Below are 12,416 nucleotides of genomic sequence, written 5' to 3'. Positions count from 1 at the left end.
TCGGTTCTTCGTGGTATCCCGAATCGTCGATCGTCGAACTGATCCCGATTCCGGACGTCAGAAGCCGGTCATTCGGAGTCGGATCCATCGTCCGGGCCGAGGGGCGAAACGTCCCCGGAATCGGAAGTCGCGTCGTCGGTCGTGTCCCGATCCGAATCCGGGGAGACGACGTCGCCGGCGTCAGTGCGTTTTGCATACGCGAAGACGACGATCGCGGTCAGAAACCAGACGGGTGCGCCGACGCGGACGGCAAAGAGCACGCGCGATCCCCACGTTTCGAGGACGACCTGCGTCGAGAGGAGCGCGACCGCCGGAGCGCCGACGAGGATCGTCACGACGAAGGTGGTCTGCATCACCCATCCGTAGTCGACGCCCTCGACTTCGGTCCGTTCGACGGGTTGCACGCGTCCGTCTTGGCCCCCATCGCGTATGAACCTGCGGGGTTCGATCGTCGAATCGTGGAATTCAATCGTCGAATCGTGGGATCGCCGATGGCGTCGATTCGAAGACCCGACCGATTTAAGCGCCGACCGCGGAACCGTCGTGTATGCCGACGACACGCGATCTCCGGAGACGGGCAGGGGAGGACCCGATCACGATGTTGACCGCCTATGACGCACCGACGGCAGCGGTCATTGACGAGGTCGGCATCGACGTCATTCTGGTCGGCGACAGCATGGGAAACGCCGTACTGGGATACGATTCGACGCTGCCGGTGACGATGGAGGACGTCGCGAGCCGAACGGGTGCCGTCGTCCGTGCGACCGAGGACGTGCTCGTCGTCGCTGACCTCCCGTTTTTATCCTTCGGCGTCGAGCAGGCCGAATCGGTCCACAACGCCGGGCGACTCCTCAAAGAGGAGGGCGCAGACGCCGTGAAGATCGAAAGCGGCCCCCACACCGTTGCCCTGACGGAAGCGCTCTCCGACGTCGGGATTCCGGTGATGGCTCATCTCGGATTGACGCCACAACACGTCAACGAGCTCGGCGGCTATCCCCGACAGGGAACCGATCGAGCGGCCGCCGAGGAGACGATCGAACTCGCGGAGGCTCACGAGGACGCCGGAGCGTTCGCCGTGGTGATAGAACACGTTCCATCGAACCTCGCGGCGGCGATAACCGATCGACTCGAGATCCCCACGATCGGGATCGGCGCGGGCCCCCACTGTGACGGACAGGTGCTCGTCAGTACGGACGTGCTCGGGATGGCCGACTGGTCGCCGCCGTTCTCCAAGCGGTTCGGCGACGTTCGCGGCGAGATGCGACGGGCGGTCGAGTCCTACCAGGAGGCCGTCAAAAGCGGGGACTTCCCCGGTCCCGAACACAGCCACGTCGAGGAGGATATCGAGGATCTCGAGTGAGTCCGGTTACTTCAGACCGACTGCAGCGTCCGCTCTCTTAGTCTCCTCGAGACACCCGCCCTGATCGAGCGGACCGTCGCTTTCGAGAAGCTCGTCGAGGCGGTCGACGCGGTAGTCGCCGAGCACGCACCGCCCCCGCTTGTCGTGGCCGAGCCGCTCGACGTGGACCGCGTCGATCCCCGCGTTCCAGGCGGCGCCGACGTCGGCCTCGCCGTCACCGGCGTAGTAGCCACGCTCCGCCTTTGGATCGACCCCGAGATCCGCCATTGCCATCCGAAGCGGGTCGGGATCCGGCTTCCAGCCGATCTCCTCGTCACAGCAGACGACCGTATCGAAGTAGTCGTGAAGGTCGAGTCGATCGAGGACCGGCTCGGTAAGAAACGACTGACAGTGAGTGATCAATCCCGTGGGACCGTCCAGGGTCGCAAGCACGCGCTCGGCGTCCGGATGGAGATAGGTCGACTCCGCGCGTTCGAGTGGGTTCTCTGCGGCGTGAAACGCCGGCCAGAACTCAGCGGGATCGATCCCCCACGCCCGGAGCGTCTCGTTGCGGGAGCCGGAGAGCCCGTGCCAGAGAGTTCGAACCCGTTCATCCGAGAACGACCGACCGATCCGGTCCCCAACCCGGTCGAAGACCCCGCGCGTATACTCCCATTCGGCGTCGACCAGCGTCCCGTCGAGGTCGAACAGGTGAAAGTCGTACGCGCCCTCGAGCATGTTCTGGTATAGGAACCGAACGGAAATGGCCCTTGTGGTCGGACCCTCCGCTCCGATATCGGTGAAACGGGGCTCGATACCACCGTGTTGAACGACCGCTACGGGATCGTTCACCATCCTGATCCAAGGTAAGTCCCTCATCCGATTTCGAGAACTCCACGAGACCGGATGGCGGGGGCATCACTGAGCGCGGAGTCGCTTTTCCCCGAAAACAGCTTCAGTCCGGGACGAGGTGGCGCTCCCGGGATCTCGATCGTCGGACGAAACTATTTGCTGCCTGCGGAACTACCAATGCCCGTTCTGATCCTATGACCGGATATACTGACGCCGCTCGTCTGGTTGATGGCAGCACACTCCGAGCGGTGTCTCTCGCGCTTCGGGGCGAAGTCGAGACGTTTGCGCCACCTTCGACTCCAGATCCGGCACTCATCGACGTCGTGGATCAGCCCTTTGAATCGGTCACTGAAGCCGCCGCGGACCTGTCGCGACTCGAGTCCCGATTACGGGAACGGGGTGACCGGCGCGCCGTGTTCTTGACCATCTACGCACGAATGACTCGCGACGTCCACGAAGCGATCGAACGCGGGACGTTCCTCGATCCGGACTGGATGCGACAATACGTGATCACGTTCGCGAACCACTATCGAAGGGCGTTTCTCGCGTTCGAACGCGGACATCTCGAGGCAGTTCCGGATCCCTGGCGAATCGCGTTCGGCACCGCCATCCGTGGCGACGCACTCGTCGTTCAGGATGTCTTTCTCGGCGTCAACGCTCACATCAACTACGATCTCGCGCTGACGCTCCAGGCGGTCGGCATCGACCCGGATCGAGCGCAGAAATACGCCGATCATCGCGCTATCAACGACATTCTAGCCCGTCTTATCGACGCCCAACAGGATGCACTCGCCGAGATCTACGCGGCCGGTGTCGATGATATCGATGCCGTGTTCGGGCGGCTCGATGAGTCTGGCACCCTATTCTCGATGAAAGAGGGCCGCGAGCAAGCTTGGCGTGTCGCGATCGTCTTGACCGATGTCGGGATCTCACCGATCGCGTCCGCTGTGAGGTGGGTGCTCCGGGCGACTGCCACCGGCGGTGCGTTCTTCGTTCTTGGACCGCCGCTCGACCCCTCGATCTTGCGAACGCTTCGAGCGATCGAGGCTGAGGACCGGGCGCTCGACACGATTCTAGAGCACGTCCAGGACCGTATTGAAATGGTGAGTACGTGAATACGGGGTATCCGAGACGGGAATATATAGTCTATATAGTCATATGTTGACATTCGTAACCTATTCGGTCGACCCCACCGAACGTTCGTGTATGACCCCGGGGAACGGACCGGATCGCGATCGATCACCGGTCCGTCGATCGATGCGGACGGGAACGCAAAGCGGGGAGCGATCGGTGCGGAGGGCCGCCCGGATTGGGAGGCGTCCGAAATGATCCAGACCGGGATCGAGCCGACGCTGGTGGCCGAACTCGACGGGACAGTGACGCGGCTCGTGATCGCGACGGCTCTCGGGCTGTTTTTGGGGCTCGAACGGGAGTGGTCCCAGAAGACTGCAGGCATCCGTACGTTCGCATTGATAAGCCTCCTCGGTGCGGTGTTCATCGTCTTAGAAAGCGACCTGCTCCTCCTCGTCGGCGGCGTGTTGATCGTCGCTCACGCCGTTTTGCTCGCGGTCCGCAGTCTCACTCGGGAGGACCACGACGGCCTCTCGTTGACGACGTCGATGTCCATGCTCGTCGCCTACAGTATCGGAGCACTCGTCGGTGAGGGGCTCTACATCGAGGGAGTGACGGTCGCCGTCCTGTCCTCGCTGTTGTTGGTGTTGAAACGCGAACTCCACGAGTTCGCGTGGGGGCTCTCGAAAGAGGAGGTTCGGTCAGCCACGGAGTTCGCGGTCCTCGCGTTCGTGGTATATCCGTTGTTGCCCGACGAGACGATGGGGCCCTGGAACGCCATCCAGCCGCGCGTTATTTGGCTTCTCGTGATCGCGATAAGCGCCATCGGCTTCGTCAACTACGTGCTCGTCAAACGCTACGAGGGACGGGGACTTGCAGTCACCGGGTTCTTCGGTGGGCTCGTCAACTCGACGGCGGTCATCGCGGAGATGGCGAAACGCGCGACCGTCGATCCGGCGTTACGTGATCTCGCGATCGGTGCCATCCTGCTGGCCAACGCAGCGATGGCGATCCGGAACGCGCTCGTGGTGGCGGCGTTCATCCCCTCGGAGGCGATCACCGTCGTGATACCGCTCGGCGGGATCGCGGTCGCCGGCGTGGTGCTTTCGATGTTGACGAGCGACTGGCGCGTGAACGTTGAGACGGATCTCACCTCGCCGTTCAGCCTGAAGAACGCGCTCACCTTCGGGGTACTGTTTCTGATCGTCCTCGTGGTCTCGGCGGCGGCCCAGGCGACGTTCGGCATCGGAGGATTCGTCCTCACGACGTTCCTCGCCGGCCTCGTCTCCTCGGGGACGGCCGTAACGACTGCCGTCACGCTCGCGAGCACCGGACAGATCACCTCGACGACCGCCATCTGGGGCGTCATCGCGGGAACGACGGCGTCGATTCTCGTGAAGGTGGTCTTCGCCGCGACGATCGCACGCGAGCTCGTCAGACCCGTTCTCGGGTATAGCCTCGTGTTGATCGCCGTCGGCGTCGGGTTCGGTGCCGGCTCGCTATTGGTGGCGTGATCCGACGTCGGCGATGACGTCCTCATCGAGCCCCACTTCGCGCGACGCTCCGACTGTCGGAGAGTTGATCGAAGAAATCGTCCGAGTCGGTAATCGCGACTACTGCCCCTACTGAGGGGAGCGACCGCTTACTGGTAGTTGTGACCGTGGAAAAATGTGGATGTTCAGAGAGCTATCCGAACATCTGGCGCATCATCGGATGCATCTCCATCAACTGCTCTTCTGCGATCTCCTCGTACAGCTTGTAGGTGATCGAGACTGCAAGCAGTAGTCCGGTTCCGGAGACGCCGCCGACGGTGCCGAGCATGTTCGCCATCACGGCGAGTAGCCCGACGAGCGCGCCGCCGATGACGGTCACCTGCGGGATGTATCGTTCCATCACCTTCTCTACGACCTGTGGGTTCCGTCGGAACCCGGGGATCTGCATCCCGGAGTTCTGTATCTGCTGGGCGGTCGACTCCGGGCCCATCCCGGTCGTCTCCACCCAGAAGATGGCGAAGACCGCGCCACCGACCACCATGACCGTCAGGTCAATGGCGATCCGGATCGCGATCATCCACGGCTCCGCGGCCGTCTCACCGAGGAACCACATCCACTGTTGGGGCTGCTGGATCGGGTTCAGGTAGTAGAACACACCCGAGACCGGCTGCCCCTGATCGCCGTAGACGCCGAGCCACGTGGGCATGCCCGTCCACGTCCGATTGAGGATCTGCCCGAGGAACTGAACGTTCGCCTGCAGCGCGCGAACGAGGATCATCGGGAGGACCGACGCGTAGATGAGCTTCACCGGGAAGCGTCCCCGCGCGCCCTTGACCCGGGCGTGTGAAAGCGGGATCTCAACGCGGACCGACTCCGCGTAGACGACGACGATGAAGATGAAAAGCGTCGTGAACAGCGCGAGCACGTTACCTGGTGCGAAAAGCAGGTTCTGGAGCCCGTCGGCGGTGAACACCGATCCGATCGTCAGATCGCCGGTGATGATCCCGTACCAACTGGCGAAGAAGCCGACGTTACCGAGCGCCGACCAGCTGAAGAACCCGCCGACGATGCGCTGGCTCACGCCGGCAATGATGAACAGGCCGACACCGGAACCGACGCCCCATTTGCTCACGATCTCGTCCATGAACAGAATGAGAACGCCGCCGATGAACACCTGCGTGAAGATAAGCGTCTGCACGCCGAAGGTGCCTATCGAGAGCGCGCGACCCACTGCCGGATCGGCGGGTAAGAATCCACCCGAGTAGACCATCGGCGCCGCCGTCACCGCGGTGACGATGATCACGAGTAGCTTTTGGAGGCCCTGATAGAGGACCTGATCGCGTGGATCGTCCGTATCCAACCCGAGCAGATTGGCGCCGCCGAGCAACTGGAGGACGATCGACGCCGTGACGATCGGGCCGATCCCGACCTGCAGAAGCGATCCCTGTCCGCCGGCCATGATCGAACGGAACTGGCCGAAGAAGTCGCTTCCCTGCCCCGCCGCCAGTCCGAACGGGTTGATGTTGGTAAGGAAGAAATACACCATCAGGATGGCGCCAGTCCACGCGAGCTTCCGTTTGAATGGAACGTGCCCCTCCGGACGACGAACGCCCGGCATCCGCGTGAGCACTGGTTCGGCGGCGTCCTTCCAGCTCATGGTTATTCGCCGTCGGCCTCGGCGTCTGATGTGTCTTCTGATTCAGCTTCCTCGGCGCGCTCCGTGAGGACGCTCTCGCCGCCGGCCTCCTCGATGAGTTCGCGCGCACCGGCAGAGAAGGCGTCCGCGGTGACACGAAGCTCCCCGCGGACCTGTCCGCTGCCAAGCACCTTCACGACGTCCGCCTCGTGGCCGTCCTCGGCCACGTCACGGGCGTCGATCACGGTCGTCTCGCCGTCCTCCTCCGCGAGTTCGTCCGCGACGTACAATGCCGCGTTCTCGTCGAGTTCTTGGACGGTGACCTCTCGAACGTCGAGTTGGGTTCCCTCCGGACGCTTGAACCCGTACTTTCCGAGCGGTTCGTAGTTATGCTGCTCGTGTTTCGAGCGGCCGGCGGCACCGCGGCCGCCGCGATGGCCTGCTCCCCGACGGTTCTTGTGCGTCCCGCCGCCGTGGGTTCGAGAACCGCGTTGTCGTCGTTTCTTATCGGTCATCGCATTGCCTCCAGTAGCGAGTCGATCTCGTCGGTCGTGTGTCGGCCGAGCTCGCCGCCCTCAACGATCGGATGTTTCAGGCCGTCGTGACCGCCACGTGGCGGATGCAGTCGAACCGCCGGCGAAAGGCCCTGATCGCGAAGCGTCGTTTCCTCGTCGACGAGTGCGCTCGCGAGTGCCTCGAGATCGTCGTAGTCGGTGTTGTCGGCGATCCACTCGTCGTCGATATCCGCGGACCCCTCGAGGGGTTCCCCGCGGCGAGCGATCGTCTGCTCGACCGTCTCGACGCTCGGTTTGCCGAAGGCGACGAAGTCGTTCACCTTCGTGATCATGCCACGATAGGTGTCCCGCTCGGGGACGAACGTCGCGTGGTTGACGCGACCGAGGTTGAGCATTTCGAGGGTGTCCTCGACGTCGGAGCTCAGGTTGACCTCTCCGCGAAGCTGTATGATCGCCTGCATCACTCGCTCACCTCGTCGTAGTGGACGGTACGCGCGTGCTGGGGCGTTCGCGACTGTGCCGCGTTCTCCAGCGCGTTGAACGTCGCCTTCGCGAGGTTCACGGTCGTCCGCGTGTTGCCGTTCGAACTCGTCCAGGCGTCCTGTACGCCGGCGAGTTCGAGGATGTGACGAACCGTCGGTGCCGCCGCGAGCCCGAGCCCCTGCGGGGCGGGCTTGATCTCGACGGTGACCGATCCGGCTTTGCCCGTTGCCGTCCGTGTGAGGGAGTTCGTTCCGCCGGGTTGGTCCTCCCAGGAGCCCGATCCGCGATCGACTTCGATGACGTTCAGCTTCGCCACCTCGATCGCCTTCTGGATCGCGCCGCCGACCTGCTCGTCGCGGGCCTGCGCGTAGCCGAGGTAGCCGTCGCGATTGCCCACGACGACCACACAGCGGAACTTCACGCGTCGACCCGAGTCGGTCATCCGCTGGACCATATTGATGTCGAGCACCTCGTCTTCGAGCCCCGGAAGGAGCTGATCGACGATCTCGGGCTCCTTCAGCGGGAGTCCCGATCGAAGCGCTTGGTCCATCGAGGTGACGTCGCCGTCCTGTACCTTGCGGCCGAGCCGCGTACGCGGTTCCCAGCCGTCGTTATGTCTACTCATAGTCCTCCTGGATCGTAGCGAGCACGTCATCGAAGTGCTCGGGGAGTTCGGTGGCGTCGAAATCGCCGCTATAGAGCGGCTCCTCGATCTGCTCGGCATACTCGGCGATATGCTCGCCGCGGTTGCGCGACCAGTCCGCGAGAACGCTGTCGTTGTGCGGGATCTCGAGCCCTGCGTCGATTGCACCTTCCTGTACTGCAAACACCTTATTGCCGGGTGTCGCCGTGTTGAGACCGATGTCGAGGACGGCTTGTTCGAAGCCGTCCTCGATCGCGCGGGCGCCGAGGAGATACCCAGTGAGGTACGCGCTCGGAAGGTTCCCGGTGGGAGCTTCCCAGTCGTACTCATCGAGGTCCTCGCTCGTGGCCGCGACGTGAGTCTCATCGCCGTTCGATTCGGGGGTAACCAGCTGCGCCCTGACGTGAGCGTTGCTCACCCGGGCGACCAGGCGAGGCTTGCCCGATTTCAGCAGGCGCAACCTCTGGTGGTAATCCGTCCGAACCTCACGACGACGGCGCATCGGCACTTTGTATCGTGGTCCTGTTGCCATCAGTCGCTCACCTCGTATCCGTACTGCGTCTCGATGTAGGCCTCGAGACGGGCGACGTCCTCGAAGTCCCCACCGCTCGCTTTGTTATACAGCGTGCGGTACTGTGAGGCGTCGAGAACATCCTCCTCGTCGCGAAGCTCCTTGAGCCGCGCCCGCTGTGCGCGGATTCGAGCCTTCCAGTCGTCCTTATCGCTTTTTCGAGCGCCGGCTTTGCCCTTCCGGGTACCGGCGCCCGTTCTGTGACCGTACGAGCGCTTTTCGGCACGCTCGCGGGCACGACCGCGGGAATTGGACTTCGAGTCCGACGTGCGGATCGTTCCCTCTTCGATGAGTTCACGGACGTCCTCACGCGTGATCGCGTCCGCGATCTCCTCTTGTGCGCCCGGATCGAGCCAGATGCGGCTCTCTCCGACGTCGAGTTCGTCGGCCGCGAGCCGCTTTTGTGCGCTGAGATCGGTCATTCCTCGACCTCCACTTCAACGTACGTCGGATTGAGAACGCGGATCTCACGTTCCTCGGCGATCTCCTCGATCCGTTCGCGCTTTCGCGCGCCGACCGATCCGGCGATTCGAACCGCCTGCGTGTCGCCGTCGACGCCCTCGAGATCGTCCGTGTTGTGGACGTGGACTTCCTCGAAGCCGCTCGGGTGGAGTCCACGTGCCGCCGTCGGCGACCGGAAGCCGGCCTCGACGGTGTCGCCTTTCCCCTTGAATCCACGACGCTGCTTCGAGAGATTGCCCCTCGGTTTGCGCCAGGAGGTGGGGATCCGCTTTTTCTTGTGGTAGTCCTGCCGATTGAACTGTGGTTTGCCCTCGCGGTGTTTCTGGCCGAGTGCACGCGCCGTCTCGTCGTCGAGGTCGGGCGTCTTCTCGGCGTGGCCGCGCGGGCGCAGTTCGGTCTCGACTTCCTCGGGGGCTTCCTCGGCCTCCTCGGGAATCTCCTCTTCGATCTCAGCTTCCGTCTCCGTTTCGACTTCGAGTCCGCCGACGTCGGCTTTGATACGCGCAGCAAGCGCGTTGCCGATGCCGTCGACCTCGGCGAGTTCGGACTGGGAAGCGGCCGTTACGTCCTCGACGGTCTCGTAGCCGGCCTCCCGAAGCGCGTTCGCTTTGGAGGGACCGACGCCGCTTATGTCCTCGAGTTCCTCTGGCATTTAGGCACCACCTGCCTTCGGTTTCTCGACGATGTACACGCCGTCCTGGAAGACGCGCGTGTCCTTGTCGGAAACCCTCGTCAGCTGTTCGATATCGGCGGCGGTCTGTCCGACGTCCTCCTTGGAGGGGCCGGAGAGCGTGATCTCCTCGCCGTCGACCTGTACGTCCGTGTCCCCGCGGATCGGGGTTCGTCGCTCGGCTCGCTCGCCGAGGAAGTTCTCGATAACCACGTCGTCGCCTTCCACCGTGACCTGCATCGGGAAGTGGGCATAGAAGACTTCCATGCCGTATTCCCAGCCGTCGGTCACGCCGTGGATCATGTTGGCGACGTGGCTCTCGAAGGTACCGATCGTTGCGTTGGTCTTTGCGTCCTCCTCCTCGGAGGCGATCGCGACGGTGTCGTCCTCGACCGAGACCTCGACGTCGGGGTACCAGAGACGGCGCGTCACGCTGCCGTTCGGTCCCTCGATCGTGAGATCAAGATGGTCGATCTCCGCGGAGACGTCGTCCGGAATGTCTATTTCGACTCTGTTCATGATCAGTAGACGTATGCGATCACTTGGCCACCGATGCCCTGTTCGCGGGCCTCGTAGTGGCTCATTACGCCGTGGCTCGTCGTGACGATGAGCGTCCCGTAATCACGGGCGGGGAGGAACCGCTTCTCCCATCGCTCGAACTCATCGGCCCCCGCCGAATAGCGGGGTTTGACGACGCCACATTCGTTGATCGCGCCTTTCAGTTCGACCTCGAAGCGGCCGGCCTTTCCGTCGTCGACGAATTCGAAGCCGTCGACGTACCCGCGGTCATACAGGACCTCGAGTACGGAGCCGATCACGTTCGAGGCGGGCTCTACCGTAAGCGATAGATGACCGACGCTCTCGGCGTTATCGAGTCCCGCCAGGGCGTCGGAGAGTGGGTCGTTGCCTGCCATCGTTAGCTGTACTTCCTGAATCCCATATCTCGAGCGACCTCGCGGAAACACTGCCGACAGAGGTTGATCTCGTATTTTCCGACGAGCCCCTGCTTGCGGCCGCAGCGTCGACATTCGACCTGCTGGTCCGTCCGCTTGGTGGCATGTTCGCCCGTTCGTTCGGTTTCGGTTTCGCTTTCAGTTTCGCTCTCGCTCATTCGGCGACCTCCAGATCGAAGTTCTCCTCGAGGTACGCTCGTGCGTCCTCGGCAGTCATCTGGTGTGATTTCGGAATCGATCGGGTCACCGTATTCCGCTTCGAAACGCGGTAGCCCGGTCGAACGATCGACACGGTTACGTCGAGTCCGTAGATCCCGATGTTCGGGTCGTACTCAAGACTCGGGAAGTCCGTGTGGTCGTCGACCCCGAAGCTCAGATTCCCGCGCTCGTCGAACTGCGACGGCGAGATGTCGACGAGTTCGAGTGCGGTCGCAAGGAACTCCTCGGCGTTTTCGCCACGCAGCGTGACCTTCGTTCCGATCGGGTCGCCCTGCCGGATATCGAACTCGCCGACGGTTCGTTTTGCGGTCGTTCGGACGGACTGCTGGTCGGTGATCGTCTCGATGATCTCCTCCGCATCGGCCAGCGGTTCGCCGCCCTCGCCGACGCCCATGTGGACGACGACCTTTTCGACGCGCGGTTGGCGCATCTCGTGTTCGACGCTCATTCGTCGTCACCTCCGACGAAGTTCTCGTCGATCACGACGACGTACTTCTCTATCGTCTCGTACGTGTCGTCGTCGGTTTCGACGGTTACGGCGTTGTCGCCGGAGCCGAGGGTCACGTCGATCGTCTCGATCGTCCCGATTCGGCCGGCGTGCTGGCCGGCCACGGAGGTCACGAGCGCGCCCTCTTCGTAGACGAAGTGGGCGACGATCTCCTTCGAGTCGTTGTCGATGACGATCGAGTCCTTCGGAGTGTACTCGTCGGCTGCGTCCGCATCGACGCGGACGTTCGCGCCGTCGTGGAGCGTAAGCTGGAAATCGCCGCCGGAGACGGTCGTCTTCTCCGTGATCCGGCCAAGGCGGCTTCCCGCCGACTCCGCGTCGATCGACGTCAATGCCAGCCGTCCTCCCTCGTCGGGGAAGACGCGGTAATACTCCTCGCGTTCGGTGAACGCCAGGATGTCGAACATCCCGATCGGCCGCTCCTCGTCGGAGATGGCGTCGCCGTTCACCAACACGGAATCCTGGTTGAGCGCGTAGCGCGCCTCCTTTCGGGTGTCCACGTACTCGAGGACGTCCCGAAGCAGGATCAAGAGCGGAACCCCGGATCGCCCGTGCGGGCCGGCGTCCGCCTTGACGGTGAACGTGTCGGTTTTGCGTTCGACCGGCCAGGAGTTCGGTACTGCCAGTCGTTTCTGGTGGTTCGTCATTCGTTATCCTCCCGTAGCCGCGCCTCGCGGCGGTCGTCCTCGAGGTCGAGTTCCGTGACGCGGACGTTGCTTGCCGGAAGCGGACGGGGAACCTCCTCTCCGTCCGACTTCTCGACGGTGACGTCCTCGACCGTGATGGTCGCATCACGAAGCGACACCTCGACGACCTCGCCTTCCTCGCCGGCGTGATCGCCGCGAAGGATCTCGACCGTATCGCCCGCGTTGACGCGGACGTTTCGCTGGTCGTACTCCTCGCGGAGATCGTCGGTGAGCGTGGCACGAACCTGCTTTTGACGTTCGTGCAGCGGCGCGGTCTCCGTTTGTTTTCGCTGTTTGCGTGGCTGTCGCGACATA

At 63.2% G+C, this 12,416-nt stretch carries 18 protein-coding genes; 3 read left to right on the top strand and 15 right to left on the bottom strand.

The window, feature by feature from the left end:
• Positions 1 to 68 precede the first annotated feature (68 nt).
• A complete protein-coding gene (locus ACERIT_RS09960; protein ID WP_373674699.1) occupies positions 69 to 404 on the bottom strand; it encodes a DUF5822 domain-containing protein in 336 nt (111 codons plus the stop codon).
• A gap of 143 nt (positions 405 to 547) precedes the next feature.
• Between ACERIT_RS09960 and panB the strand changes: the two genes are divergently transcribed.
• Positions 548 to 1,360 carry a 3-methyl-2-oxobutanoate hydroxymethyltransferase gene (gene panB, locus ACERIT_RS09955; RefSeq protein ID WP_373674698.1) on the top strand — a complete coding sequence of 271 codons (813 nt, stop codon included), beginning with the start codon at positions 548 to 550 and terminating at the stop codon, positions 1,358 to 1,360.
• A gap of 6 nt (positions 1,361 to 1,366) precedes the next feature.
• Here the strand turns inward: panB and ACERIT_RS09950 are convergent, their stop codons facing one another.
• Entirely contained in the window at positions 1,367 to 2,077 is a 711-nt protein-coding gene (locus ACERIT_RS09950; protein WP_373674697.1) for an HAD family hydrolase, read from the bottom strand.
• Between the two features lie 308 nt (positions 2,078 to 2,385).
• Here ACERIT_RS09950 and ACERIT_RS09945 point away from each other — a divergent pair, with 308 nt between their 5' ends.
• Both ACERIT_RS09945 and ACERIT_RS09940 read left to right on the top strand, forming a co-directional pair.
• Positions 2,386 to 3,306, top strand: coding sequence for a DUF5995 family protein (locus ACERIT_RS09945; RefSeq protein ID WP_373674696.1), 921 nt, complete (start codon positions 2,386 to 2,388; stop codon positions 3,304 to 3,306).
• A 213-nt stretch (positions 3,307 to 3,519) separates the two neighbouring features.
• The gene (locus tag ACERIT_RS09940; protein WP_373674721.1) at positions 3,520 to 4,776 is read left to right on the top strand and encodes an MgtC/SapB family protein; all 1,257 of its coding nucleotides are present in this window, start codon (positions 3,520 to 3,522) and stop codon (positions 4,774 to 4,776) included.
• A 172-nt stretch (positions 4,777 to 4,948) separates the two neighbouring features.
• Here the strand turns inward: ACERIT_RS09940 and secY are convergent, their stop codons facing one another.
• Genes secY through rplX form a run of 13 tightly spaced genes read right to left on the bottom strand, consistent with a single transcriptional unit; the run spans position 4,949 to position 12,415 of the window.
• Complete coding sequence (gene secY, locus ACERIT_RS09935) at positions 4,949 to 6,412, bottom strand: preprotein translocase subunit SecY (protein WP_373674695.1); 1,464 nt, start codon at positions 6,410 to 6,412, stop codon at positions 4,949 to 4,951.
• 2 nt (positions 6,413 to 6,414) lie between these two features.
• The gene (locus tag ACERIT_RS09930) at positions 6,415 to 6,906 is read right to left on the bottom strand and encodes an uL15m family ribosomal protein (protein WP_373674694.1); all 492 of its coding nucleotides are present in this window, start codon (positions 6,904 to 6,906) and stop codon (positions 6,415 to 6,417) included.
• A complete protein-coding gene (locus ACERIT_RS09925; RefSeq protein ID WP_373674693.1) occupies positions 6,903 to 7,367 on the bottom strand; it encodes a 50S ribosomal protein L30 in 465 nt (154 codons plus the stop codon). The genes ACERIT_RS09930 and ACERIT_RS09925 overlap by 4 nt, the downstream gene beginning before the upstream one ends.
• A complete protein-coding gene (locus tag ACERIT_RS09920; protein ID WP_373674692.1) occupies positions 7,367 to 8,014 on the bottom strand; it encodes a 30S ribosomal protein S5 in 648 nt (215 codons plus the stop codon). Before ACERIT_RS09920 ends, ACERIT_RS09925 begins: the two co-directional genes overlap by 1 nt.
• The gene (locus tag ACERIT_RS09915; protein ID WP_373674691.1) at positions 8,007 to 8,564 is read right to left on the bottom strand and encodes a 50S ribosomal protein L18; all 558 of its coding nucleotides are present in this window, start codon (positions 8,562 to 8,564) and stop codon (positions 8,007 to 8,009) included. Before ACERIT_RS09915 ends, ACERIT_RS09920 begins: the two co-directional genes overlap by 8 nt.
• Entirely contained in the window at positions 8,564 to 9,025 is a 462-nt protein-coding gene (locus tag ACERIT_RS09910; RefSeq protein ID WP_373674690.1) for a 50S ribosomal protein L19e, read from the bottom strand. The genes ACERIT_RS09915 and ACERIT_RS09910 overlap by 1 nt, the downstream gene beginning before the upstream one ends.
• Complete coding sequence (locus tag ACERIT_RS09905) at positions 9,022 to 9,717, bottom strand: 50S ribosomal protein L32e (protein ID WP_373674689.1); 696 nt, start codon at positions 9,715 to 9,717, stop codon at positions 9,022 to 9,024. The genes ACERIT_RS09910 and ACERIT_RS09905 overlap by 4 nt, the downstream gene beginning before the upstream one ends.
• A complete protein-coding gene (locus ACERIT_RS09900; protein ID WP_373674688.1) occupies positions 9,718 to 10,254 on the bottom strand; it encodes a 50S ribosomal protein L6 in 537 nt (178 codons plus the stop codon).
• A gap of 2 nt (positions 10,255 to 10,256) precedes the next feature.
• Positions 10,257 to 10,649 carry a 30S ribosomal protein S8 gene (locus ACERIT_RS09895; RefSeq protein WP_373674687.1) on the bottom strand — a complete coding sequence of 131 codons (393 nt, stop codon included), beginning with the start codon at positions 10,647 to 10,649 and terminating at the stop codon, positions 10,257 to 10,259.
• Between the two features lie 2 nt (positions 10,650 to 10,651).
• On the bottom strand, positions 10,652 to 10,846 hold the full coding sequence (locus ACERIT_RS09890) for a 30S ribosomal protein S14 (RefSeq protein WP_373674686.1): 195 nt from the start codon (positions 10,844 to 10,846) through the stop codon (positions 10,652 to 10,654).
• Positions 10,843 to 11,355: a 50S ribosomal protein L5 gene (locus tag ACERIT_RS09885; RefSeq protein WP_373674685.1), complete on the bottom strand. Its 513-nt coding sequence runs from the start codon at positions 11,353 to 11,355 to the stop codon at positions 10,843 to 10,845. The genes ACERIT_RS09890 and ACERIT_RS09885 overlap by 4 nt, the downstream gene beginning before the upstream one ends.
• Positions 11,352 to 12,062: a 30S ribosomal protein S4e gene (locus ACERIT_RS09880; protein ID WP_373674684.1), complete on the bottom strand. Its 711-nt coding sequence runs from the start codon at positions 12,060 to 12,062 to the stop codon at positions 11,352 to 11,354. Before ACERIT_RS09880 ends, ACERIT_RS09885 begins: the two co-directional genes overlap by 4 nt.
• Complete coding sequence (rplX, locus tag ACERIT_RS09875; protein WP_373674683.1) at positions 12,059 to 12,415, bottom strand: 50S ribosomal protein L24; 357 nt, start codon at positions 12,413 to 12,415, stop codon at positions 12,059 to 12,061. Before rplX ends, ACERIT_RS09880 begins: the two co-directional genes overlap by 4 nt.
• Position 12,416: the final 1 nt, after the last annotated feature.

Source organism: Halopenitus sp. H-Gu1, from assembly GCF_041821145.1.
GTDB lineage: Archaea > Halobacteriota > Halobacteria > Halobacteriales > Haloferacaceae > Halopenitus.
Note: the sequence above shows the minus strand (reverse complement) of the source record. Positions and strands in the feature narration are given on the sequence as shown.

What these genes read in the sequence shown, in the direction of transcription:
- panB (WP_373674698.1), top strand. Translation starts at nt 548, where the DNA reads ATGCCGACGACACGCGATCTCCGGAGACGGGCAGGGGAGGACCCGATC.
- ACERIT_RS09950 (WP_373674697.1), bottom strand. Translation starts at nt 2,077, where the DNA reads ATGCTCGAGGGCGCGTACGACTTTCACCTGTTCGACCTCGACGGGACG.
- ACERIT_RS09945 (WP_373674696.1), top strand. Translation starts at nt 2,386, where the DNA reads ATGACCGGATATACTGACGCCGCTCGTCTGGTTGATGGCAGCACACTC.
- secY (WP_373674695.1), bottom strand. Translation starts at nt 6,412, where the DNA reads ATGAGCTGGAAGGACGCCGCCGAACCAGTGCTCACGCGGATGCCGGGC.
- ACERIT_RS09930 (WP_373674694.1), bottom strand. Translation starts at nt 6,906, where the DNA reads ATGACCGATAAGAAACGACGACAACGCGGTTCTCGAACCCACGGCGGC.
- ACERIT_RS09925 (WP_373674693.1), bottom strand. Translation starts at nt 7,367, where the DNA reads ATGCAGGCGATCATACAGCTTCGCGGAGAGGTCAACCTGAGCTCCGAC.
- ACERIT_RS09920 (WP_373674692.1), bottom strand. Translation starts at nt 8,014, where the DNA reads ATGAGTAGACATAACGACGGCTGGGAACCGCGTACGCGGCTCGGCCGC.
- ACERIT_RS09915 (WP_373674691.1), bottom strand. Translation starts at nt 8,564, where the DNA reads ATGGCAACAGGACCACGATACAAAGTGCCGATGCGCCGTCGTCGTGAG.
- ACERIT_RS09910 (WP_373674690.1), bottom strand. Translation starts at nt 9,025, where the DNA reads ATGACCGATCTCAGCGCACAAAAGCGGCTCGCGGCCGACGAACTCGAC.
- ACERIT_RS09905 (WP_373674689.1), bottom strand. Translation starts at nt 9,717, where the DNA reads ATGCCAGAGGAACTCGAGGACATAAGCGGCGTCGGTCCCTCCAAAGCG.
- ACERIT_RS09900 (WP_373674688.1), bottom strand. Translation starts at nt 10,254, where the DNA reads ATGAACAGAGTCGAAATAGACATTCCGGACGACGTCTCCGCGGAGATC.
- ACERIT_RS09895 (WP_373674687.1), bottom strand. Translation starts at nt 10,649, where the DNA reads ATGGCAGGCAACGACCCACTCTCCGACGCCCTGGCGGGACTCGATAAC.
- ACERIT_RS09890 (WP_373674686.1), bottom strand. Translation starts at nt 10,846, where the DNA reads ATGAGCGAGAGCGAAACTGAAAGCGAAACCGAAACCGAACGAACGGGC.
- ACERIT_RS09885 (WP_373674685.1), bottom strand. Translation starts at nt 11,355, where the DNA reads ATGAGCGTCGAACACGAGATGCGCCAACCGCGCGTCGAAAAGGTCGTC.
- ACERIT_RS09880 (WP_373674684.1), bottom strand. Translation starts at nt 12,062, where the DNA reads ATGACGAACCACCAGAAACGACTGGCAGTACCGAACTCCTGGCCGGTC.
- rplX (WP_373674683.1), bottom strand. Translation starts at nt 12,415, where the DNA reads ATGTCGCGACAGCCACGCAAACAGCGAAAACAAACGGAGACCGCGCCG.